The 23,223-nt window shown below is 32.2% G+C and carries 19 protein-coding genes; 9 read left to right on the top strand and 10 right to left on the bottom strand.

Annotated elements, in window-relative coordinates; translation table 11 throughout:
- Positions 1–179: 179 nt before the first annotated feature.
- The 5 genes from J2W48_RS12485 to J2W48_RS12465 all read right to left on the bottom strand — a co-directional run bounded on the left by J2W48_RS12485 (position 180) and on the right by J2W48_RS12465 (position 5,110).
- Positions 180–662 carry an ABC transporter ATPase gene (locus J2W48_RS12485; RefSeq protein ID WP_310281818.1) on the bottom strand — a complete coding sequence of 161 codons (483 nt, stop codon included), beginning with the start codon at positions 660–662 and terminating at the stop codon, positions 180–182.
- 76 nt (positions 663–738) lie between these two features.
- On the bottom strand, positions 739–1,530 hold the full coding sequence (locus J2W48_RS12480) for a (Fe-S)-binding protein (protein WP_310281813.1): 792 nt from the start codon (positions 1,528–1,530) through the stop codon (positions 739–741).
- Between the two features lie 93 nt (positions 1,531–1,623).
- Positions 1,624–2,961 carry a 4Fe-4S dicluster domain-containing protein gene (locus J2W48_RS12475; protein WP_310281811.1) on the bottom strand — a complete coding sequence of 446 codons (1,338 nt, stop codon included), beginning with the start codon at positions 2,959–2,961 and terminating at the stop codon, positions 1,624–1,626.
- Positions 2,962–2,966: 5 nt separating this feature from the next.
- Entirely contained in the window at positions 2,967–3,932 is a 966-nt protein-coding gene (locus J2W48_RS12470; protein ID WP_310281810.1) for an MlaD family protein, read from the bottom strand.
- Between the two features lie 50 nt (positions 3,933–3,982).
- Positions 3,983–5,110: an N-acetylmuramoyl-L-alanine amidase family protein gene (locus J2W48_RS12465; RefSeq protein WP_310281809.1), complete on the bottom strand. Its 1,128-nt coding sequence runs from the start codon at positions 5,108–5,110 to the stop codon at positions 3,983–3,985.
- An 82-nt stretch (positions 5,111–5,192) separates the two neighbouring features.
- Here J2W48_RS12465 and J2W48_RS12460 point away from each other — a divergent pair, with 82 nt between their 5' ends.
- Together J2W48_RS12460 and J2W48_RS12455 are read left to right on the top strand one after the other, a co-directional pair.
- Positions 5,193–7,910, top strand: a complete 2,718-nt coding sequence (locus J2W48_RS12460) for a putative LPS assembly protein LptD (protein ID WP_310281808.1) — start codon at positions 5,193–5,195, stop codon at positions 7,908–7,910.
- Positions 7,911–7,931: 21 nt separating this feature from the next.
- Positions 7,932–8,312 (top strand): RidA family protein, encoded by a 381-nt coding sequence (locus J2W48_RS12455; RefSeq protein WP_310281807.1) that lies wholly within the window; start codon positions 7,932–7,934, stop codon positions 8,310–8,312.
- Here the strand turns inward: J2W48_RS12455 and J2W48_RS12450 are convergent.
- The 5 genes from J2W48_RS12450 to J2W48_RS12430 all read right to left on the bottom strand — a co-directional run bounded on the left by J2W48_RS12450 (position 8,293) and on the right by J2W48_RS12430 (position 16,479).
- Positions 8,293–8,667 (bottom strand): methylglyoxal synthase, encoded by a 375-nt coding sequence (locus J2W48_RS12450; RefSeq protein ID WP_310281806.1) that lies wholly within the window; start codon positions 8,665–8,667, stop codon positions 8,293–8,295. The genes J2W48_RS12455 and J2W48_RS12450 overlap by 20 nt on opposite strands.
- An 8-nt stretch (positions 8,668–8,675) precedes the next feature.
- Entirely contained in the window at positions 8,676–9,527 is an 852-nt protein-coding gene (locus tag J2W48_RS12445; protein WP_310281805.1) for an N-acetylglucosamine kinase, read from the bottom strand.
- Positions 9,528–9,653: 126 nt separating this feature from the next.
- Positions 9,654–10,658 (bottom strand): type I glyceraldehyde-3-phosphate dehydrogenase, encoded by a 1,005-nt coding sequence (gap, locus tag J2W48_RS12440; protein WP_310281802.1) that lies wholly within the window; start codon positions 10,656–10,658, stop codon positions 9,654–9,656.
- 75 nt (positions 10,659–10,733) lie between these two features.
- Positions 10,734–11,720, bottom strand: a complete 987-nt coding sequence (gene pfkA / locus J2W48_RS12435) for a 6-phosphofructokinase (protein ID WP_310281800.1) — start codon at positions 11,718–11,720, stop codon at positions 10,734–10,736.
- A gap of 283 nt (positions 11,721–12,003) precedes the next feature.
- Entirely contained in the window at positions 12,004–16,479 is a 4,476-nt protein-coding gene (locus tag J2W48_RS12430) for a translocation/assembly module TamB domain-containing protein (RefSeq protein WP_310281797.1), read from the bottom strand.
- Between the two features lie 209 nt (positions 16,480–16,688).
- Between J2W48_RS12430 and tsaD the strand changes: the two genes are divergently transcribed.
- The 7 genes from tsaD (at position 16,689) to J2W48_RS12395 (ending at position 23,223) form a co-directional block, all read left to right on the top strand.
- A complete protein-coding gene (gene tsaD, locus J2W48_RS12425; protein ID WP_310281795.1) occupies positions 16,689–17,711 on the top strand; it encodes a tRNA (adenosine(37)-N6)-threonylcarbamoyltransferase complex transferase subunit TsaD in 1,023 nt (340 codons plus the stop codon).
- A gap of 2 nt (positions 17,712–17,713) precedes the next feature.
- Positions 17,714–18,430, top strand: a complete 717-nt coding sequence (locus J2W48_RS12420; protein WP_310281793.1) for a 16S rRNA (uracil(1498)-N(3))-methyltransferase — start codon at positions 17,714–17,716, stop codon at positions 18,428–18,430.
- A 141-nt stretch (positions 18,431–18,571) separates the two neighbouring features.
- Positions 18,572–19,210, top strand: coding sequence for a DUF4159 domain-containing protein (locus J2W48_RS12415; protein ID WP_310281791.1), 639 nt, complete (start codon positions 18,572–18,574; stop codon positions 19,208–19,210).
- Positions 19,211–19,219: 9 nt separating this feature from the next.
- Positions 19,220–19,717 carry a TrmH family RNA methyltransferase gene (locus J2W48_RS12410; protein ID WP_310281789.1) on the top strand — a complete coding sequence of 166 codons (498 nt, stop codon included), beginning with the start codon at positions 19,220–19,222 and terminating at the stop codon, positions 19,715–19,717.
- A gap of 154 nt (positions 19,718–19,871) precedes the next feature.
- Entirely contained in the window at positions 19,872–20,822 is a 951-nt protein-coding gene (locus J2W48_RS12405) for a zinc metalloprotease (protein ID WP_310281787.1), read from the top strand.
- A gap of 125 nt (positions 20,823–20,947) precedes the next feature.
- Positions 20,948–22,039, top strand: a complete 1,092-nt coding sequence (locus tag J2W48_RS12400; RefSeq protein WP_310281785.1) for an AI-2E family transporter — start codon at positions 20,948–20,950, stop codon at positions 22,037–22,039.
- A 2-nt stretch (positions 22,040–22,041) separates the two neighbouring features.
- Positions 22,042–23,223 (top strand): THUMP-like domain-containing protein, encoded by a 1,182-nt coding sequence (locus J2W48_RS12395; RefSeq protein WP_310281783.1) that lies wholly within the window; start codon positions 22,042–22,044, stop codon positions 23,221–23,223.

The following is a 23,223-nucleotide window of genomic DNA, read 5'->3' as shown; positions in this document are numbered from 1 at the left end:
TTTACCGTAACTCCTTTTTGCATAAGATTTAGTTTTGTAAAACTAAAATATGAAAATATTTCAATGAACTTATGTCTTCCGAACACCTATGTTTTAAGAACCTGTCGGGTTTGTTTACGATTAAAAACAAAAGACATAAAACCTAAATTTCATGCCTTTCAAATATTAATATAAATTTCTTAAAAAAATCGACTATGCCAGCTGTCTGCAGCAGGAACTTCCCACGATTCATTATATTCTTCGATATTGTTTACCAGATTATTAAAAACAATCGTATTCTCAGATACCGATTTATCTTTAACCATTTTCTTGAAATCGATTAATGGTTTGTGAGCAATATGCTCGCCTAATTTAAAAGTTACGTTCATTTTGTCTAATAAATCAACGTTGTATTTTTTCTCTAAACCCTGGATAAATTCAACCGAACTGTCAATAGAACATCCCGTTGCTGCCTGCACGTCCTGATTCACAGCCAAAATAATAAATCGGTTGTATTTCAATTCATATGAAGCTTCCAGACTTGTTCCGTGTGCAGCCCATCCTTCAATAAAGGTTTTTAAATCGTTTTCTATTTCAGAAAATTCTTCCTCAGAAAATTTTCTGTTAGATTGATAAATCCAAATTCTGGATTCACCAGGTAAATTTTCAAAAGGTATATACATTTTAATTTTTCTTTTAATTTTTTTGTTTCAGGTTTCAGGTTAAAAAACTTAGAACCTTAGCATCTAGAACGTCAGATTAAAGATCCTGCGCATTTGCAATTAGCTCTGCTATATCCATTACTTTAACCTGTCCTTCTTTTTCCTTATTTTTAATACCGTCCGTTAACATCGTATTACAAAACGGGCAAGCAGCTGCAATAATATCCGGCTGTGTTTCAAGAGCATCTTCGGTTCTTTCTATATTTACTTCTTTATTTCCTGGTTCAGCATCTTTAAACATTTGTGCACCCCCGGCTCCACAACACAATCCGTTTACTTTTGAGCGTTTCATTTCAACCAATTCAACATCCAATTTCTGAATTAAATCCCTTGGTGCTTCGTATACTTTATTGGCTCTTCCTAAATAACAAGGATCGTGAAAAGTGATTTTTTTTCCTTTAAACTGCCCACCTTCAACAGTTAATCTTCCATCGTCAATCAATGACTTTAAGAATTCCGTATGATGAATTACATCATATTGTCCTCCTAATTCCGGGTATTCATTTTTCAAAGTATTAAAACAATGCGGACAAGCCGTAACAATTTTTTTAGCTTCGTAGGCATTCAAAACTTCTATGTTCATCATCGCCTGCATCTGAAACAAAAATTCATTACCTGCTCTTTTTGCGGGATCACCAGTACAGCTTTCTTCTGTACCCAATACTGCAAAAGACACATTGGTACGATTTAATATTCGCACAAATGCTTTTGTAATTTTTTTTGCCCTATCATCAAAACTTCCTGCACAGCCTACCCAAAACAATACTTCGGGTTGTTTTCCTTCGGCCAGCATTTCTGCCATTGTTGGTACTACTAAACTTTCTGACATTGTATCTTGTTTAATCGTTTATTCGGTTAATCGTTTATTTGATATTGTTAATTCGGTAAAACGATTAAACAAATAAACAATCAAACCATAATCTTAATTTTCGTTCTTCCAATTCAATCTGTCCTGTTGATTGTATTGCCAAGGCGCACCATTATTTTCAATATTTGTCATCATAGCATTCAATGACATTGGGGCAGCACTTTGTTCCATCACCAAATAACGGCGCATATCCATAATAATAGACAACGGACTGATATTAACCGGACATTCTTCAACGCAAGCATTGCATGAAGTGCAAGCCCACAATTCTTCAGGTGTAATATAATCATTCAATAATGTTTTATTATCGGGAACAAAAACACCCTTATTGGCATCAATATTTCTTCCTACATCCTGCAAACGATCTCTCGTATCCATCATAATTTTACGAGGAGACAGTTTTTTACCTGTTTGGTTTGCCGGACATGCAGCTGTACAACGACCACATTCTGTACAGGTATAAGCATTTAATAATTGGACCCAGTTTAAATCCTGAACATCGCTTGCTCCAAATTTTGAAGGAACAGCATTTTCGTCAACCGGAGCAGCTGCAAATGGGTCTGCGTTTGGATCCATCATCAATTTTACCTCTTTAGTAACTGATTCCAGATTGTCAAATTGCCCCTGTGGTTTCAAATTGGCAAAGTAAGTATTTGGGAAAGCCAAAAGAATATGCAAATGTTTTGAAAAGTACAGATAATTCATAAAAATCAAAATTCCTGTAATATGAAGCCACCAAAAAGCTTCTGACAACAACATAACCAATTCATTGGACATACCGTTGAAAATTGGCGCTATAAACTGACTAACAGGAAAACTTCCTGCTTTTATAAAATGTGAAAAACCTCCCGGGACATTCTGTAAATGCAAATCTGAAGCATTCATTAATAAAAATAAGGTCATCAGAACCATTTCAAAATACAAGATATAATTGGCATCACTTTTAGGAAAACCTTTTAAATCCGAATTAATAAAACGTTTTAATCTTATAATATTTCTCCTGATCCAAAAAGCAGATACTGCCACCAGAACCAATAGTGCCAATATTTCAAAAGACCCAATCAAAACATCATAAACAGGACCTAAATATTCAGCAAAAACCCTATGCGTTCCAAATAAACCGTCAATGATAATTTCCAGTAATTCGATATTAATGATAATAAAACCTACGTACACTACAATATGTAATATTCCGGCAACTGGCCGTTTAACCATTTTAGACTGCCCAAGAGCAATCATTGCCATATTTACCCAACGTGCCTTCGGATTGTCTTTCCTGTCTACATCTACACCCAAATTGATGTTTCGAATGATTTTTTTAACACTGGATGCAAAAAAACCAAAACCAAAAATGAGAAGTACCGCAAACAAAATATTATCTAAATAACTCATGCCTATTATTTTTTAGTAGTCGGACTGTCTTCTTCTGTTGGTGCTACATAAGGCCTGTTTTTCTTTCCAAAAACAGAAACATTAACATAACGTGTTGGATGCAGACGCACATCCTGCAATAATAATTCAAGTTCTTTTGAAGTTTTTGCCAAATTATTATACAATGCATCATCATTTAATAATTTTCCGGCTGTCCCTTTTCCTGAGTTTAAATTACTCATGAGACCATCAACTTTAGCCAGAGTCTGATTTAGATTTCTAACTGTTTTTCCTAAATCGGCTTTGTTCAATGAATCAGATATTTTATTGAAGTTACCTGACATTTTATTGAAGTTGGTAACAACACCATTTATCTGAGTTTTATTAGTATCTAAAATAGAATTGATACTTCCAGAAGCTTTATGAAACTGCTCCATAGTCTCGCTCAGTTTTGCCAATGTTTTTTTGATATCCTCCTGACCTTTTTTATCCAGGACGTTGTTCAATCCGGTAACTAAAACATCAATACTGACAAGCATTTTTTCCAGCTTTTGCTGAATAGGTTCAATTTTTCCTCCTAAAGAATCCCTTAATCCTAACTCTACAACTGATTCCAGGGACTGACCATCTACAGCCAAATCCTTATCTGCAAGATTAGGAATAATTTTTATCTGCTTTCCACCAATTAAACTTGGAGAATATAAGGACGCTTTACTGGTTTTAGAAATTGGAAAATCAGTTTTTAATTGAAGTTCAACTAATAACTTTCCAGTTGTTTCATTGATTGTAATTTTAGTTACTTTACCAATTGAAAGTCCATTTAGGGTTACATGTGCTGATTGTGCTAAATCTTCAACATTATCATATTCAACGTATAATGTTTTGTAATTTGTAAAAAGGTCTTTACCTTTTAAAAAACTATAGCCCCAAATAAATAATAAAATAGATGCAATGACTAAAATAGCCGTTTTAATTTCTCTTGTTAGTTTCAAAATTCTAGGTTTTTGTACAAAATTAATATAAATATTCGAACTTACGGCTATTATTTAACAGCGTCCTGAATACTGATTTTCTCACCATCCTTAGTTGCAATCAGGAATGAAGCACCATATCCTTTACTCTTAGCTTCTTGCAAATACTTTTTAGCAGCTTCATAATCTGAAGTCTCCTCATAGAAATATTTATAAATATTATTCTCATAAACCATAGATATATTTTTTAATCCTTTAAAATTTTTTGGTTCTAAAGGTGTTTTTTTGATACTGGCGATAAGCTGAACCTTAAAGAAAGTGCCTTTTGGAGCAGTCTTAACCACTGTACCAGGTACAGTTGTCTTTGGTTTTACTGGTGTTGAAGTATCCTTTGCAGGTTTAGTTTCATCCATATCAGAAATACCATTTCCAAAATATTCTCTTTTATAACTTAAAATAGCTTGTGCAATTGCTTTTGCGACATCATCCTGTCCTTCTTCAGAATTTAAAATATTTCCTTCTGTAGGATTCGATATAAAACCTGTTTCAACCAATACTCTTGGCATATAAGCTTTATGAAGTACCATGAATGGAGCTTGTTTTACTCCCCCTTGTCTTAGCTTTTTGCCCAGTTTTTCAAAATTATCTTCAATTTTACTGGCTAATGAAATACTATTATCTAAATATTCTTCCTGCATCAAAGTCATTCCAATCATTGATTCAGGTGAATTTGGATCAAAACCTTCATACTTACGTTTATAATCTTTTTCGAGAGTAATTACAGAGTTCTCTTTTTTTGCCGCTTCCAGATTCGATGCAACTTTACTCAAACCCATTACATAGGTTTCGGTTCCGTCGGCAGCAGTATTTTTGCTGGCATTACAATGAATGGAAACAAAAATATTTGAATTAGCCCTGTTGGCAATATTAGCCCTTTCGACCAAATCGATAAAAACATCTGTTTTTCGCGTATAAATAACATCAACATTTGGATTAAGTTCTAATATTTTACCAACTTTCAAAACAATCGCCAAAGCAATATTTTTTTCAATTCTGCCACTGTAAACTGCTCCAAAGTCATGATCACCATGCCCGGCATCAAGAGTTACTTTAAAAACATTGGATTGACTATATGAGCAAAATGAAATTATAGTTAGAAAAAAACTAAATATTAGTCTAGTTTTGTTAAATTTATTCATAAATCTAAAAGTTAATTTTAATAAAATGCAGCTATTATAATTTTATTATTTGATTATTTTTGACAAAAAATTATATGTAAGTTTGACATGTCAAAAAACAGGCCATAATTTTACAAAAATAGCATTTAAACCTTTGCATACAAACTTATTTAATATCGTTTTATTATCATTTTTCCTAACACTAGGATATGGTAATTTATATTCGCAAGATATAAAAACACCAAAAAAAAACTTACCAGCTGTAAAACAAACAGATAAACCAGTAAGTATTGTGAAAGATACTGCAAAAACAGTAACTGACACTATAAAAAAAGATAGTATTAAACCGAAAAAAAGTTTTTTAGACGGAAAAGTAAAATATGTAGCCAAGGATTACGCTAAAATTGACCAAAAAAACAAAAAAATTACCCTTTACAACGAAGCTGAACTCTATTATAAGGATGTGGAACTAAAATCAGGGATCATTGTTCTTGATTATGAAAAAGACGAAGTATATGCTGGCCGAATAAAAGATTCATTAGGTGTTTTATACCAATACCCAAATTTTAAACAAGGCGCAAGTGAAGTCCAGCCAGACTCCATTCGTTTTAATTTTAAAACAAAAAAGGCCTTAATTTATAATTCCAGAACTGAACAAGGCGAATTTAAAATAAAAGCAGCCATAACCAAAAAAGAAAATGATTCTGTCTATTTTTTAAAAGGTGCCCGTTTTACCACTTCATCAGACGTTGACAATCCTGAATATTATTTCCAGACGAATAAAGTAAAATTTATACCGGGAAAAAAAGTAATTACAGGCTTAACCAATATGGTTATTGCCGATGTTCCAACACCTATTGCTTTGCCTTTTGCCTATTTTCCAATGAGTTCAGAGAAAAGTGTTTCGGGTATAATCTTGCCTAGCTACAACGATTCAAATACGCGTGGGTTTTCATTACAAAATGGGGGATATTATTTTGCATTGAGCGATAATTACGACTTAACTGCTCTTGGTGATTACTATACAAATGGTAGTTATGCGATGCGATTTGAATCTTCATATGCCAAAAGATATAAATTTAGAGGGAATATGAATGTGCGTTTTGAGAATTTAATTTCGAGTGAACGGGGCTATCCTGATTATGCGAAACAAAAAATTTACAATATCCAATGGTCTCATTCAAAAGATTCTAAATCCAACCCTAATTCAAGTTTTTCTGCCTCTGTGAACATGGGTAGCAGTAAATATTTCAAACAGTCTATTAATCAGGTAAATGTCGGGTCAAATTTAAATAATACTTTGAGTTCTTCTATCTCATACAATAAAACTTTTAATACCGTACCACAAGCCAGGATTTCCCTGACCGCAACTCATTCTCAGAATACACAGACAGAAGTTATTAATATGACACTTCCTTCTTTACAGGCAAGTATAGACCGTGTATATCCTTTTGTTGGAAAAGATGGAGTAAAAAAAGGATTGATTAAAAATGTCAATTTACAATACAACTTAAGCGGAAAAAACAGTTTTGTTACTACAGACTCTTTATTTTTTAAGCCACAAATGTTTAAAGATGCACAGATTGGTATGCAGCACAGTATCCCTCTTAGTACAAATTTTAAAATATTCAAGCATTTTAGTGCCAGCACATCAGCAAATTACCAGGAAACCTGGGTAACCAAAACAATTGAACGTGACTATGATCAGGACATCAACAAAGTTGTTGACAAAACCATAAATGGCTTTGATGCTTTTAGGACCTACAACTTTAGTTCAAGTTTAGGAACCACAATCTATGGTACTTTTAATTTTGGTGAAACTAAAAAAATACAAGCTATACGCCATGTAATGCGTCCATCTGTCTCCTACTCCTATACACCCAGTTTTGAAAAATATTATGATACCTATGCCATAGATGCTTCCGGAGCTACTATTAAAGATTACACAAGATTTGAAGGCAGTATGTACGGTGCTCCCGGGAAACAAAACTCTAACATAATTGGTTTTGATCTGAGTAATACTTTTGAAGCAAAAATGACAGATAAAGACAGTACTAAAACCGAGCCTAAAAAAATGATGCTGCTTAACAATTTAAACTTTAGCACCAGCTATAATTTTAATGCGGACGGAGAAACAACTTTTGCATTTGAGCCTGTTCGTGTAAGTGGAGGAACCCAATTGTTCGAAAACAAAATGAACGTTAATTTTGCCGCTACCTTAAACCCTTATGCCATTGATAACTCGGGTCAACAAATTAATGTTTTTAACATCGATAATGGAGGAAGCTTATTTAGAATGACGAGTGCCAATATGACTTTAAATTATTCTTTCTCAAACAAGAATAAAAAGGACAACAAAAATGAGCAAAGTGAAAGAAATGGAGGCCGTAGTGATGATTTATTTGGTACCAATACTGAATTGAATGACACCCGAAAAAGTCAGTTTGATGATGACGACGACAATGAAAATATTATATCTGAATTTTTTAATGCTAAATTACCATGGGACATGACAATGGCTTATTCATTAACTTATTCTAATGTAAACCGGGAAAGTAAAATTACCGGAAATTCCATCATGGTTTCTGCCAACATGGATATCACCCCTAAATGGAAAGGTGGAGTTTCTACAGGTTATGACTTTGTACAAAAGGGCGTGACTTTTACACAATTACGTTTTGAGAGGGATTTATTAAGCTGGAGAATGGCTTTTAACTGGTCACCCTTTGGAGAGTATTCTAACTGGAATTTCTTTATTGGAATTAAATCAGGAATTCTTAGCGACATAAAATGGGAAAAAAGAAGCGTCTCTAATCGATAGTTTTAATACAAAAACAATATTATGAAAAAAATAATTTTTACTGACAAAGCACCTGCCCCTATTGGCCCATATAATCAGGCTGTCTTATCCGGAAACACACTTTATGCTTCAGGTCAGATAGCTATAAATCCAAATTCAGGAGAACTCGTTACCGATAATATCAATGATGAAACATCACAGGTTATGCAAAATATTGCAGCAATTTTAGAAGCAGCAGATATGACTTTTGAAAATGTTGTTAAAGCTACTATTTTTATCATGGACATGAACAATTTTGGCGCTATAAACACAATATACGGGTCTTATTTTAATGAAAAAACCGCTCCAGCTCGTGAAACGGTTCAGGTGGCATGCTTGCCAAAAAATGTAAATGTTGAGATTTCTATAATTGCAGTGCAATAGCATTTAATAATAATTGTGCCGTTGCTTCGTTTGTTGCCAACGGTACATTATGTACATCACAAACCCTGATTAACATATTAATGTCAGCTTCATGAGGATGGCTTGACAAAGGATCCTTAAAAAAGAAAACCATTTTTGTTTTTCCTTCGGCTACCCTGCTTGCTATTTGTGCATCACCACCCAAAGGGCCTGACAACATTCTTCTGGTTTTAAAACCTGCAGCTTCCGCTTTTCCTCCGGTTGTGCCGGTACCTATAAGACTTATGTCTTCATTTTTTAGAATAGCTGAATTTTTAATTAAAAACTTAATTAAATCTTCTTTTTTAACATCATGCGCAATAATGGCAATCTCCATACTTAATTTTATTTATTAGCAACGTGATAAGCTATCAAACCGTCAATCGGGCGTCTTAAAACATTCCCTAACTGAAGCTCATATTTATCAAATGTTTCCTGTAATTCATCTTTCAGATAAAAAGCAATTGAACCAACGAAATGTACCGGAACTTCTTTGCAATTGTCATATTGCCTGATGTAATTTTTAACGAAAGATTTCATTCCTTTAAAAATGATTTTTCTGCAAAAATCAGAATCTTTATGCTGAATCAAAAACTTCGCAAAAGTTGCCAGATACGCATTTGGATTTGGCTCTTTATATAATTTATTTTTGATGAAATCAGCATCCAGATTATATTCTTTTTCAAATTCAACAGCCAATTCCTGAGGCATTTTATTAAAATAATATTTTCTGATCAACTCTTTTCCGAAAACATTTCCACTACAATCATCCATAGCAATATAACCTAATGATTGTACCTTTTGATGCAATACTTTTCCATCAAAATAACTGCAGTTAGATCCAGTACCTAAAATACTTACAATAGCCTGTTCTCCTTTTGGAGTAGTCGCATAAACAGCAGCATATGTATCTTCATGAACTTCAACAATAGCGTTCTCAAAATATTCCTGGAATATTTGCGAAAGCGCGGTTTGCATTCTCTCAGTACCACAACCTGCACCATAAAAAAACAAATGAGTAGCTTCTTTTCTATTTTGCAAAATATCAAAACGATCATTTAATCTCTCAATAATCTCAGTACCATCGAGAATTTCAGGATTTAATCCCAAAGTTTGTGTTGTGAACAATACTTTTCCATTATCATCAATTGCAATCCAATCGGCTTTAGTAGATCCACTATCAACTATTAATTTCATTTTATTTCAGTTTTTGGATTAGTTTTTCCTTAATTAAAAGTGTAATTTTTACATTAATTAAAGGTGTAACAAAATAAGAAAATCCCGTTATTTCAAAATAACGGGATTTTCTAAAATTATAAAATATTATTTTAAACCTGCGATATGCACAGATAAATCAATTAATTTACTAGAGTATCCATACTCATTATCATACCAGGATACTAGTTTGAAGAAAGTAGAATTTAAACCAATTCCTGCAGTAGCATCAATGATTGAAGTTCTTTTATCAGAAATAAAATCCTGAGATACAACAGCGTCCTCAGTGAATCCCATAATTCCTTTCATCGTAGTTTCAGAAGCTAATTTTAATGCAGCCATAATCTCTTCATAAGAAGTTTCTTTGGCTACTTTTACAGTTAAATCTACTACAGAAACATCAACAGTAGGAACACGGAAAGACATACCAGTTAATTTTCCATTCAATTCCGGAATAACTTTTCCAACAGCTTTTGCTGCACCTGTAGAAGATGGAATTATGTTCACGCTTGCAGCACGTCCGCCTCTCCAGTCTTTTCTTGAAGGACCGTCAGCTGTCATTTGAGTTGAAGTTGTAGCATGAACAGTTGTCATCAAAGCCTCAACAATTCCAAAGTTATCGTGAATAACTTTAGCTAAAGGTGCTAAACAGTTTGTAGTACATGAAGCATTAGAAACTACAGTGTCTGAAGCTTTTGCTGTTTCATGGTTTACCCCCATTACAAACATTGGTGCATCTGCAGACGGAGCAGAAATAATTACTTTCTTAGCACCACCTTTAATGTGCTCATTCGCAGTTTCAATAGTTGTGAAGATACCTGTACATTCTGCAACTACATCTACATCTACCTCATTCCATTTTAAATCAGCTGGATTTCTTTCAGCAGTAATACGGATATTTCTTCCGTTTACATAAAGTTTTCCTTCTTTTACTTCTACAGTTCCGTTGAAACGACCATGAACTGAATCATATTTTAATAAGTATGCTAAGTGATCTACATCTAATAAATCGTTAATTGCTACTACTTCTACATTATCTCTGTTGAAAGATTCTCTAAAAACGATTCTTCCAATACGTCCAAATCCGTTTATTCCTAATTTTACTTTTGACATTTTACTTGTTTTTGCTTTTATTTTTATTTAACTAATTTAAAGTCTATTTCACTCACTATAAACTTCGTTTCCTTATTATGTTGACATTATATCAGATACTCTTAATAATTCCCTGTCAATCTCTGACTTCCCTTTGATTGCTTGCTCTAATGGGGTTAAAGCTACTTTATCCTGTTGTAAACCAACCATATAATTTGATTTACCTTCAATTAATGACTCTACAGCTTTTACTCCTAAACGGCTGGCAAGGACACGATCAAAACAAGAAGGAGAACCTCCTCTTTGCATGTGGCCTAAAACCGAAACTCTTACGTCATACTCAGGCAAATTAGTTTCAACATAATCCTTTAATTCGAAAACGTTTTTACCAATTTTATCACCTTCAGCAATAACAACTATACTTGATGATTTTCCTGAAGCTTTACTTTTCTGAAGTGAATCTAAAAGTCTTTCTAGGCCTAAATCTTCTTCAGGAATAAGAATTTCTTCGGCACCGGCACCAATTCCCGCATTAAGGGCAATATGACCTGCATCTCTTCCCATAACTTCCACAAAAAATAACCGATTATGTGAACTTGCAGTATCTCTGATTTTATCTATACAATCAACAACAGTATTTAAGGCAGTATCATATCCTAAAGTATGACTAGTTCCAAAAATATCATTATCAATTGTACCCGGAATTCCCATTACCGGAAAGTCATATTCTGAATTAAAAATTAATCCTCCTGTAAAACTTCCATCTCCTCCAATAACTACAAGAGCATCAACTCCATGTTTAACAAGGTTATCATGAGCTCTTTTTCTGCCTTCCGGAGTTCTAAACTCAGATGAACGTGCCGATTTTAAAATCGTTCCGCCTTTGTTTACAATATTATTGACACTCCTGGGTCCCATTTCTTTGAAGTCGCCTTCAATCATTCCCTGGTAACCTCTGTAAATCCCTATACATTCTATATTATGATAAGCGCATGTCCTAACAACCGAACGTATTGCAGCATTCATTCCTGGCGAATCTCCTCCCGAGGTAAGAACACCTACTTTTTTTATTGTTTTTGACATTATTTAAGTATTAAAGTGTAAAATTAGCAAACATTCACCACTTTTTAGGCTATGATTATAATAAATTAATTAAATATGTTAAATGCAAACGTTTTCGTTAATAAGTTTTTACTATGGAAAAAATTCATTTAAAATAATAAAAGGCGCTTTTTTTAATTAAATCCACAATATTAACAATACACAAATGAAGTGTTAGAAAAATATGCAAAACGAGAAATGCTTTCATGGAAAAACAATAAATATAAAAAAAACCATTTTTAAAATGGTTTCTTTTATATTTATTTTAATAGTCATCATCAGGTATTAATCCCTGATTAGTATTCTGCTGTTTTTTTTCTTCTTCTTTTTTATCTGAATTCTTTTTCTTTTCTGACTCTTTTTTGTTAGAAAAATTAATATAATCAGGATTTAAAATAGAATCCTGAAAATCATCCGAAGAATTTTTAAGAGTGCGTTCTAATTTGTGATTTTTAAATATTTTATTAACCAATTCGCTAAAAGTATCAAAGTCTACTTCATAGGTGATACCAACTCCCTGAGTATAGCCAATTCCCTGGCCAACATAACTGATATCATTTTCCTTATTGAATAATCGCAAATTAGCAGTCCCGTCTTCATTTATACGATATTGCACTTCTATATCCCCAACAATAGCTGATTCATTTATTCCGCCAACCGGAACCCCGACTTTTCCATTAATTGTAATACGTTCATTAATTTGTGATGAAACTGTGGCTACAAACTGACCATCAGCCTCCTGTCCTATTCTTCTGTCTGCAGATATATAATTTAATCCTACATTAAATTTATCACTATCCGATTTGATAATATCTCCTAATAAACTGGAAGCCGTTTCTACAAGAGTTCCAGACAAATCGCTTTGGTTAAAACCATCTACACTCATAAATGAACCTGTTGACAATAAATACAAAGCTTGTCTTTGACGAATATCTTTGTCATCTAATTTATATTGAATTTCAGATTTTAAAACGCTGCTGACAGACGGAAACTCTATATCAAAATTAGGCTCCGGACTAGCTAAATCCCCCCTTAAACCAATAACTACTTCTACTGGAACCTTTTTATTAAAAGATGAATTTTCTAATAAAACAGCAGGATTTGCTACTGTTCTATATACAGCTTCTAAATTTAGCTGAGCCCGCATAGGATTGCCTTCCCACACGATTGAACCTCCTTTTCTAACAGCAAATTTTTTATCGATTAATCCGCCATATTTAAAGTTGTAAGTTCCCTCATAAGCCTGAAAATCCCCCCACATATTAAACTTACCCAGAGTATTGATCTTAAATAATAGCGATCCGTGCCCTTTTCCTTTCATACCATGACCGGAGCTTCTGTCCAAAATTACTTCAACCTCAGCATCCGGTGTAATATCAAAATCAAATTCAAGTTCAAGACCATTATAGTTTTTTGTCCTTTCGACAATACCATTGGCTAAATTGTATTTTTCTTTTGGTGTTACAAAATGGATAAAACTTTTCTCGCCTACACTTTCTACATTATTAATAGGTATTTTTATTTCAGTACCTTTTTCAGATTTTGCGTCTACTTTAATAAACAAACCTTCAGTAGGGCCTTTTATACTTGCCGTACCATTTATAAAAGCCGTTCCGTAATAAGCGGCATCATCGCTGTCTTTTGTATCAAGTGCCAGTAAACGCTTTGAGGTTATTTTTAAATCCAGTTTCCAATCGGCAAAATTATTGTGTTCAATACTGCCATTTAACAAACCTTTGGTTCCAAATTTTGTATCTGTTAATTGATTGTTTCTGAATAAAAACTTTTCATTACTTAAATCTATAACCGTACGATCACTTAATTCGTAATCTGTATTGAGATAGGTAACAGTCATTCCTGTTTTCTCTACATATAACCTTCCATTAATTTCCGGTTTTTTAAGATTCCCAACTACAGCAGCATTTCCGGACACATTTCCTCTTATATTAGATAAAACGTTGCCGCCAATAGTTCCCAAAGTAGCTAAATTGAAACCATCAAGTTTTAAATTAAGATCTAAGAAAGTTTCTTTGTTTTGAATTACAAAACTTCCTTCCGCCTTAAATGATTCAGAAAACCCTTTTTCAATAGATGAATTGACTGTAAACTTTTTAAAGCTTTCATCTCCGGAAATATCAAATTTTAATGTTCCTAATTCTATCTTATTCAAATTGAGATGATCAATTTCAATAGTAGCCGTAGGCTGAAAAACATCCTTGTTCTGTTTGTAATTTATATTACCGTTTAAGTTTCCGTTGACGACAAACTTTTTATTGAGAGGAGTAATTTTATTAATATCCACATCTTCAAAATTCAGTACAATATCTTTATAGTCGGATCCTTTTATGACACCATTCAAATCAATTTTCTGATTTTCATGAGATAATATGATGTTATCAACTGTAAAATTCTTAAAATCTTTATCAAAAACAATTTGATTATCTTTCTCTTCGTTTTCATTTAAAAACCATAAATAGTCTTTAAATTTCATTTCAGATTTATGAATTCCAACGATATTATTTTTGTTTTTATCTATTGTATGATATAGATTCAAATTAAAATAATCTTCTCCCTGATCTCCTCCTTTAAACTCTGATCTGACAAATAGGGTATCTTTTGATGTAACGTTGATCAAACTAAAATCACGGACTTTATAATAAGGAGTCTTAATACTGTCTAATTCTACAAAGGCATTATATAATGGGTTTTTATTGTCAATATTAACCCTTACATTATCAAAGGTATTTTTGGAAGCCGTTATTTTTCGTGAATTAAACCTGAATTTAAATTCATTTTGATCCGAATCGATTTTTCCGCGCACAACAGTGCTCGAATCAATTTTTATATCTGGATATAACATATCAACAACTTTGTTGTAAACACGAAAATTGAATCGTAGAAATTGTCCTTTTTTAACTTTATGAGGTTTATAATTAGTGTAAAGACTTCCTACAGAATTCCTAACCAGTTTGTCTAACTGGGCAAACTGGAATTTACCCACTATCTTACCATTTACAACATCAGTAGAGTTAACGGTTATTGTGCGCAGTCTGTCTTCATCAAAACTGGAATTTACATTTAGCTCATCAAAGATGTAAGTTTCTTTTTTATTTTGATATACTGCATCTTTTATATAAATATTTCCCTGAAGATTTTCTATAGAATTTCCCGTTACGGATACAACAGCATCTCCTTTAAAAAAAGAAATTGAATCATTAACTATTTTAAGTTTTTTTAAATCTGCATTTTCAACATTCAAATGAAAATCATATTTATTTTCACGGTTGCTCAAATCAACCAGTCCGTCAAAAGTCAAGCTTAAATTAGGGTCATTTACAGAAAGTTGCCCTTTATAATAAGGTAGTTTAAAATTACCGTTTACTATAATACTATTATAAGTGTAGTTATTATAATCAAATTTAGAAATATCCCCTTTTATAACTGTATTCAGATACTTTTTTGAAAAACCAACACCGTCAATATCTAAATCCAGAGTTGTTTTTCCAATATCTTTCCTGTCCAGTAAAGCTCCAATATTAAAGTTATCTAAAACAACATTTCCGGAATAGGATGCTTTATCAATAAAATCAATATTGTTCATATTTAAATTGACTTCACCATTTCCTAAATCTGTTGTCATTTTGAAGTCAGTTTCTAAAGCAGTGGTTGAAACTTTCGTTTTTCCAACTATAGTAAATCTTCCAATTCTTTTTAATTCTTCAGGCAATTTTTTTCCAAAAACTTCCGGCAATAAAGCAACCAGATTATCATAACTGGAAGTCAGTCTTTCAAATTTTCCATCCATAGAAAACTTTTGATCTTCTTTACCTAACAGGTTTCTGAAATTTATTGTTCCTATTATTCTGGTTCCATTGGTATCACTTAATCTAAGCTTTCTTAAATAAAGATTATTCAGGGTACCATCGATTTTGGTTTTTACTTTAAAATGGAGGTTTTTTCCTAAACCTGAATAGAAATAGCGAATATCATTTGAAGCCAGGGAAGCAGAATCTAATGCTACATCAAATCTTACTTTATCTGTAAAACCTAAAAAATCCTTAACATTATAATTTAAAATAGCTTTTCCGTAAATGTTTGATCTTTTTGTTGTAACGGCTAAATTTTCAAGTTTGATTTGTTTTTTGGTATAACTAAATTTAGAGGCCAGATTAGACACATATAACCCTCTGTGATCTAAAAATGAAAACCTGTGAATATTGGTATTTATATTAGATCCGTATATTTTAAAATCACTGATATAAGCGTTAAAATTTTTTAAGTCCAGAAGCTTTGGATTTGCTTTATTTTCTTCAATTACAGAAAAAGTGCCTTTAGAAATATAGGCGTTTTTTGCCGTTAGTAAAAAATGCTTTTTAGATTTGGAAGGTTGTCCTGATTCAAACAAGCTAATAAATTTATTGATGTTGTTTTCATCCTCGTTTTTATAGGTTTTCAGATTAAATATCAACCCGGTGAGACGAATATCTCCAAAAATTAAATCTCCATCAAGGAGTCTGGTTACACTTAAAATATCTGTTGTAACAATATCTGAATATATTAAAGTTTTTTTATGGTGATCTAAAATTAATACTTTTTTAAGCTTAACGCCTCCAAAAATATTTATAGCAACGCGCTCAACACTAATATCTGTTTTAAAGTCAGTATTTAATGTTTCAGTAATATATTTTGCAATTTTAGTTTGTACTATAGGTAAGGACAAAATGATAGCAAGTGCTAACAAAAGTAAAATTAGCCCAATCAGGGTACGAGATACTATTTTTTTTACTCTTTTGATACTTATTCTATTTTTAGTATTTCTTATTAAATTTATTTTGGACAGACAAAGGGCGACTCTTTTGATAAAAATTCTTTAATTTTGGCACTTGACACAATCAAATAAATTTAAATAATTTTGATTTGTCAAAGATAATTCAAAATTCGTGCCTTTATATGCAAAATTCAGAGGTTTTTATTCTTGCCATCGAAAGTTCCTGCGATGATACTGCTGCCGCGGTTTTACATAACGATAAAGTACTCTCAAATGTTGTTGCCAATCAGTTAATACATAATCAATATGGGGGTGTAGTTCCGGAATTGGCTTCCAGGGCACATCAGCAAAACATTGTTCCGGTCATTGATGCGGCATTACGCAAGGCAAATGTACAAAAAGAGCAATTAACAGCTATTGCGTTTACACAGGGACCTGGATTAATGGGCTCTTTGTTAGTAGGAAGTTCTTTTAGTAAATCACTGTCATTGGCTTTAAATATTCCGCTGATTGCTGTAAACCACATGCATGCCCATATCCTGGCCCATTTTATAGATGAAGAGGGCTTTGACAAACCGGAATTTCCCTTTTTAGCCTTGACCATTAGTGGCGGCCATACTCAAATTGTAAAGGTAAATGGCTTTTTTAATATGGAAATTATTGGTGAAACCACTGATGATGCCGTTGGGGAAGCTTTTGATAAAAGTGCCAAGATATTAGGACTTCCTTACCCTGGTGGCCCTTTAATCGATAAATATGCTCAATTAGGAAATCCGAAAGCTTTTGCTTTTACAAAACCCAAAGTACCCGGATTAGATTTTAGTTTCTCGGGACTAAAAACAGCTATTTTATATTTTATTCAGAAGAAAAAGCAAGAAAATCCAAATTTCATCGAAGAAAACCTAAATGACATTTGTGCTTCTATTCAATATACCATCATCGAAATTTTGATGGATAAATTAAAACTGGCGGTAAGAGAGACTGGTATTAAACAAATTGCCATTGGTGGCGGAGTCTCTGCTAATTCAGGAATCAGAAGCCGGTTAAAAGAAACTGAAAACAAATACGGATGGAAAACCTTTATTCCAAAATTTGAATACACCACAGACAATGCAGCAATGATAGGAATTGTAGGGTATCAAAAATATTTATCAAGTCGCTTTGAAACCTCAGCTGTGGTTTCAAAAGCGCGAATTCAATTTTAATTATGCAATTATTTTACAATCCGGATATTGATGAAACAACTGAAAGCTTTTCTTTTGATAAAGAAGAAAGCCGCCATATCATAAAAGTTTTACGCAAGAAAGATTCAGATATTTTACATGTAACAAATGGTTTAGGTTTTTTATTTGAAACAGAAATTACTTTGGCTTCTGACAACAAATGTATTGTTCAGGTTCTTTCAATAAAAAAAACTGCTGAACCAAAATTTCGTTTGCATGTAGCAGTTGCCCCTACTAAAATGAATGATCGTTTTGAGTGGTTTTTAGAAAAGGCTACCGAAATTGGTATTCAGGAAATTACACCCGTTTTCTGTGATCGTTCAGAACGTAAAGTGATCAATTTAGAACGTTTTGAAAAAATTATTTTATCGGCAATGAAACAATCAAATGAAACCTATCTTCCAAAATTAAATGAAGCTGTTTCTTTTAAAGAATTCATTAAACAAAAAAATGAAGGTTTACAATTGATCGCACATTGCGAAGAAACCAATAAAAAATCCCTGAAAGAAATTTTGAAACCAAACGAAAATGTCACAATACTAATTGGTCCCGAAGGAGATTTTTCGGAAAAAGAAATTGCACTGGCTTTAGAAAGTAATTTTCAGCCGGTTACTTTGGGAAATACTCGCTTAAGAACTGAAACTGCTGCAATTGTAGCTTGTCATAGTGTCGTTTTTTTTAATCAAACTATTAATAATTAATTTATTTTTGTCATTTCAACAAAGGAGCAATCACATTCAATATTCGATAACAGTATGTGCCTAACATGTGTTATTTCTCCTTCATCAAAATAGACAGAAAAACGTTTATTAAAGTAAAATTTCCTGATAATTTAAATTTTTATGAAAAAGCTTTTTCTTTTGTTTTTATTTGTTTCCGTTTCATCATTTTCTCAGGAAATTGCTTTACTAAAGTACAGCGGAGGCGGCGATTGGTATGCCAATCCAACCTCCTTACCAAATTTAATAAAGTTTTGCAATACCAATATTAATACTAGAATAAAAGCAAAACCGTCTACTGTTGAACCCGGTAATCCTGATTTGCTTTCTTACCCATTCGTCCATATGACCGGACACGGAAATGTAGTTTTTAGTGATACTGATGTTAATAATCTTAGAAATTATTTAAATGCAGGAGGCTTTCTTCATATTGATGACAATTACGGTATGGATCAATATATCCGAAAGGAAATAAAAAAAATATTTCCTAATAATAATTTAGTTGAAATTCCTGCCAATCATAACATTTTTCAAAAACCATATCCTTTTCCTAACGGTTTACCCAAAATTCATGAACATGATGGAAAAAGACCAGAGGCATTAGGCATTTTTATTGAAAACAAGTTGGTTTTACTTTACACTTTTGAATGTGATTTAGGTGATGGCTGGGAAGATGCTGAAGTTAACAATGATCCTCTCCCGGTAAGGGAAAAAGCATTAAAAATGGGAGCCAACATCATTAATTATATTTTCACCAATTAATTTTATAAAGTGCAGCTTACTCACGAAGAAAACCAATTTGAGAGAAAAACATTTCCAATAACACTTGTTTGTGACCACATATATTTTCAACAAAATATAGGATCTCTCTTTAGGATATCTGAGGCATTTGGTGTTGAAAAAATCATCTTTTTAGGAAAAGATATTCCTTTAAATTCCCGCAAAATAAATAAAACTTCACGAAGTACACATCTTCATGTTCCCTACATTATTATTGAAGAAACAAACGATTTGATTGATTTATTAGTCCAAAATAATTTTGAAATCATTTCTTTGGAAATCACAAATTCAAGTAAGCCATTACAAGAAGTTATACTTCCTGAAAATAAAAAAATTGCATTAATAATTGGCAATGAAATTAATGGTGTTTCTGAATCCCTCTTGAAGATTTCCAATCAAATAGTTCACATTACAATGTTTGGAAAAAACAGTAGCATGAACGTCTCTCAGGCTACAAGTATATTTTTGTATGAATTTACATCAAAATAAATTAATTATTTTTTTGTAAGAACTAGGCTATACAGGGGTTAGTAATATTCTGTAAAACAATTTTTTATAAAAATTTTGTAAATTAATAAATTTGTTATAAAATTGCGTTAATTATTAACAAAACCAAATTATTGTAACAAAACCCCAAATTATTATGAAAAAGATTATCTTATGCTTAGTTGCAGCAACACTCTTTTTTTCTTGTCAAAATGACCAGAATGAATCTGCAGATTTAGTAACCAGTGCAATTACTCATCGTGGTTGTGCATCTCAAGAAGTTTTAGAAGCAAACATGAAAGCCGATCCTAGTCTCGCTATTCGAATGAATGATATAGAAACTTTCACTCAAAACCGACAATTAACCGGTAAATTGGTAAATGGTAAAATACAAATTCCTGTTATTGTAAATGTTCTATACAGAACTGCTGCGCAAAATATTTCAGATGCACAGATACAATCACAAATAGATGTGCTTAATAAAGATTTTAATGCCGCAAACTCTGACTATAATAATGTTCCTGCATTATTTTCAGGTGTAAAAGCAAACGTTGAAATTAGCTTTGTTTTAGAAAAAATCAATAGAAAATCTACAACAAAAACATCATGGGGAACAAATGACGCCATGAAAAAAACAGCTCAGGGTGGTATTGCACCAACTTCTCCAACAACAAAACTTAACATGTGGTCTTGCGCTATTGGTGGAGGAATCTTAGGTTATGCACAATTTCCCGGAGGAGCTTCGGCTACAGACGGAGTTGTAATTGATCCCAGATATTTCGGATTGTCTGGTACTGCAAATGCTCCTTTCAATTTAGGAAGAACAGGAACTCACGAAGTTGGACACTGGATGAATTTACGCCACATTTGGGGAGATACAACTTGCGGAAGCGATTTGGTTGCAGATACTCCAACACATAACGCCGCAAATTATGGAGTTCCGGCCTATCCTCATTACAGTACATGTTCTGGAACACCAGTAGAAATGACGATGAACTACATGGATTATACTGATGATAGCGGTATGTACATGTTCTCATTAGGTCAAAAAAGCAGAATGGCTGCCATATTTGCTTCAGGCGGACCAAGAGCCGCTTTTGGAATTTAAAAAATAAAAAAACTAAAACTGTTAATAATTATTAAAAGCGAGATATAAAAATCTCGCTTTTTTTATTGTGCATATACTAAATCAGTATTGGCATTTTTTCTATATTTATAGTCTAAAAATTATTCATGATAACATCAAAAATTATTTCAAACGGAATTTTAAGAGCTTTAACAACAATTTTAATTATTTGCTCTGTCTTATATTTTTTATACGAAATACAAACGGTTATTATTTATTTATGCATATCATTAATATTATGTCTGATTGCCAATCCCCTTATTCAATTTTTAAAAAACAGATTAAAGTTTGGTAACTCGTTGGCCGCCGTTACTGCATTATTGTTTTTTATAATGTTTTTAATTGGCTTTATATTACTATTTGTTCCGTTGATCATCTCTCAGGCTAATAATCTATCATTATTGGATACTAATAATTTACAACAGCAATTTGTTTATATTGAACGTGATTTCGAAAATTATTTTAACCTGCAGCATATGGATTTTGGTGCATTATTAAAAAAATCTGATCTCACGTCAAAAATTGATTTTAGTTATTTTACAAGTTTTATAAACTCTATTTTAGGTCTGCTTGCAGGGTTTGGAATGGGATTGGTATCCGTGTTTTTTATCACTTTTTTCTTCATTAAAGATCAGGATATTTTTAAAGAAAAAGCTAAACAACTTCTTCCTGATTCAAATGAAGATAAGATAATCAATTCTATTACAAAAATAAATCACTTTTTAACCCGCTATTTCATTGGATTAATGCTTCAGTTAACAGTTGTTTTTATACTGTATTTTATAGTCTTAATAATTTTTGGAAATAAAAATGCCTTTGTAATTGCCTTTTTGTGCGCCATTTTAAACATCATTCCTTACATAGGTCCAATAATAGGAACTGTTTTAGCTGGGATCCTTACCATGATTAGTATGATTGGCAGTGATTTTCAATCTGAGATTTTACCAAAAACCATTTATGTTATTATTGGATTTTTATTAGTTCAGGCTATAGATAACAACATCAGCCAACCTATTATTTCATCAAAAAGTGTAAATTCGCATCCGTTGGAAATATTTTTGATAACACTAATCAGTGGAATAACTTTTGGAATTGGCGGAATGATAATTGCTATTCCGTTTTATACAATGATCAAAGTAATTTTAAAAGAATTTTTCCCTGACAATAAAATTGTCTCCGTACTAACAGAAAGAATTTAACTTTGGAAACTTCGATATTAAACAAAGAAATCCAGGAATTTATTAATAAAAACATTGGAGTATCGATTGCTAAACTTGCACTCCAAAAAAATCCTTTTCCGGCTATAGACTGGATTTCGCTTCTAAATCAAATTGAAGCGAAAACTAAAGCGAAAGAAAAATTGCCAACCTGGTTTTTGACTGAAAATATTATTTATCCGGTTAAAATATCTATCGAGCAGACTTCTTCTGAAAAAACTGCTCTTTATAAGTCGAATTTAATTTCAGGAGAAAGTATAATAGATTTAACAGGTGGTTTTGGGATTGATGATTATTACTTTTCCAAAAAATTTAAAACAGTAGCACATTGCGAAATTAATTTAGAGTTGTCCAATATCGTAAAGCACAATTTTGAACAATTACACGTTAAAAATTGTATTTTTTATGCCGATGATTCCGCAAATATCCTACGATCAACAGATAAAAAATGGGATTGGATTTATGTTGACCCCTCCCGAAGAAATGATGCAAAAGGTAAAGTTTTTATGTTGAAAGACTGCTTGCCGAATGTTCCTGAATCTTTAGATTTTTATTTTGAAAAAACCAATTCAATTTTAATAAAAACTGCTCCATTATTGGATATTTCTGCCGGTTTATCTGAATTAAAGTTTGTAAAAAACATTCATATCATTGCGTTAGAAAACGAAGTGAAAGAATTGCTTTTTGAAATCGAGAAAAATTTCCCAGGAAGAATAACAATCAAGACCGCTAATATTTTAAAAGAAAAAACAGAAACATTTGAATTTGTTTTGGATGATGGCATTGAATTGCCAACTTATCATCTACCACAAAAATATGTATATGAGCCTAATTCAGCTATCATGAAATCAGGCGGATTTGATCAGGTAAGTACCTTTTTCAAAATAAACAAACTACATAAACATTCCCATTTATATACTTCTGAAAATTTAATATCTTTTCCGGGAAGGGCTTTTAAAATAGAGAAAATCATTTCATACAGTAAAAATGATATGAAAAATGAACTCGAAAACAAGCAAGCCAATATTACAACACGTAATTTTTCTGATACGGTAGAAAAAATTCGGAAGAAATGGAAAATAAAAAACGGGGGAAATACATATTGTTTTTTTACCACTGATAAAAATGACAATAAAATAGTTTTAATTTGCAGAAAAATAATTTAA

Origin of the sequence: Flavobacterium piscis, from assembly GCF_031457575.1 — a bacterium.
Taxonomy (GTDB): domain Bacteria; phylum Bacteroidota; class Bacteroidia; order Flavobacteriales; family Flavobacteriaceae; genus Flavobacterium; species Flavobacterium piscis_A.
This window is presented reverse-complemented; position numbering and strand designations above follow the sequence as displayed.

Bases quoted from the DNA above. Each gene is read 5' to 3' on its own strand.
- pfkA (WP_310281800.1), bottom strand. From the start codon at position 11,720: ATGTCAAAAACAATAAAAAAAGTAGGTGTTCTTACCTCGGGAGGAGAT.
- J2W48_RS12450 (WP_310281806.1), bottom strand. From the start codon at position 8,667: ATGGAGATTGCCATTATTGCGCATGATGTTAAAAAAGAAGATTTAATT.
- tsaD (WP_310281795.1), top strand. From the start codon at position 16,689: ATGCAAAATTCAGAGGTTTTTATTCTTGCCATCGAAAGTTCCTGCGAT.
- J2W48_RS12445 (WP_310281805.1), bottom strand. From the start codon at position 9,527: ATGAAATTAATAGTTGATAGTGGATCTACTAAAGCCGATTGGATTGCA.
- gap (WP_310281802.1), bottom strand. From the start codon at position 10,658: ATGTCAAAAGTAAAATTAGGAATAAACGGATTTGGACGTATTGGAAGA.
- J2W48_RS12405 (WP_310281787.1), top strand. From the start codon at position 19,872: ATGAAAAAGATTATCTTATGCTTAGTTGCAGCAACACTCTTTTTTTCT.
- J2W48_RS12465 (WP_310281809.1), bottom strand. From the start codon at position 5,110: ATGAATAAATTTAACAAAACTAGACTAATATTTAGTTTTTTTCTAACT.
- J2W48_RS12485 (WP_310281818.1), bottom strand. From the start codon at position 662: ATGTATATACCTTTTGAAAATTTACCTGGTGAATCCAGAATTTGGATT.
- J2W48_RS12480 (WP_310281813.1), bottom strand. From the start codon at position 1,530: ATGTCAGAAAGTTTAGTAGTACCAACAATGGCAGAAATGCTGGCCGAA.
- J2W48_RS12475 (WP_310281811.1), bottom strand. From the start codon at position 2,961: ATGAGTTATTTAGATAATATTTTGTTTGCGGTACTTCTCATTTTTGGT.
- J2W48_RS12420 (WP_310281793.1), top strand. From the start codon at position 17,714: ATGCAATTATTTTACAATCCGGATATTGATGAAACAACTGAAAGCTTT.
- J2W48_RS12455 (WP_310281807.1), top strand. From the start codon at position 7,932: ATGAAAAAAATAATTTTTACTGACAAAGCACCTGCCCCTATTGGCCCA.
- J2W48_RS12400 (WP_310281785.1), top strand. From the start codon at position 20,948: ATGATAACATCAAAAATTATTTCAAACGGAATTTTAAGAGCTTTAACA.
- J2W48_RS12415 (WP_310281791.1), top strand. From the start codon at position 18,572: ATGAAAAAGCTTTTTCTTTTGTTTTTATTTGTTTCCGTTTCATCATTT.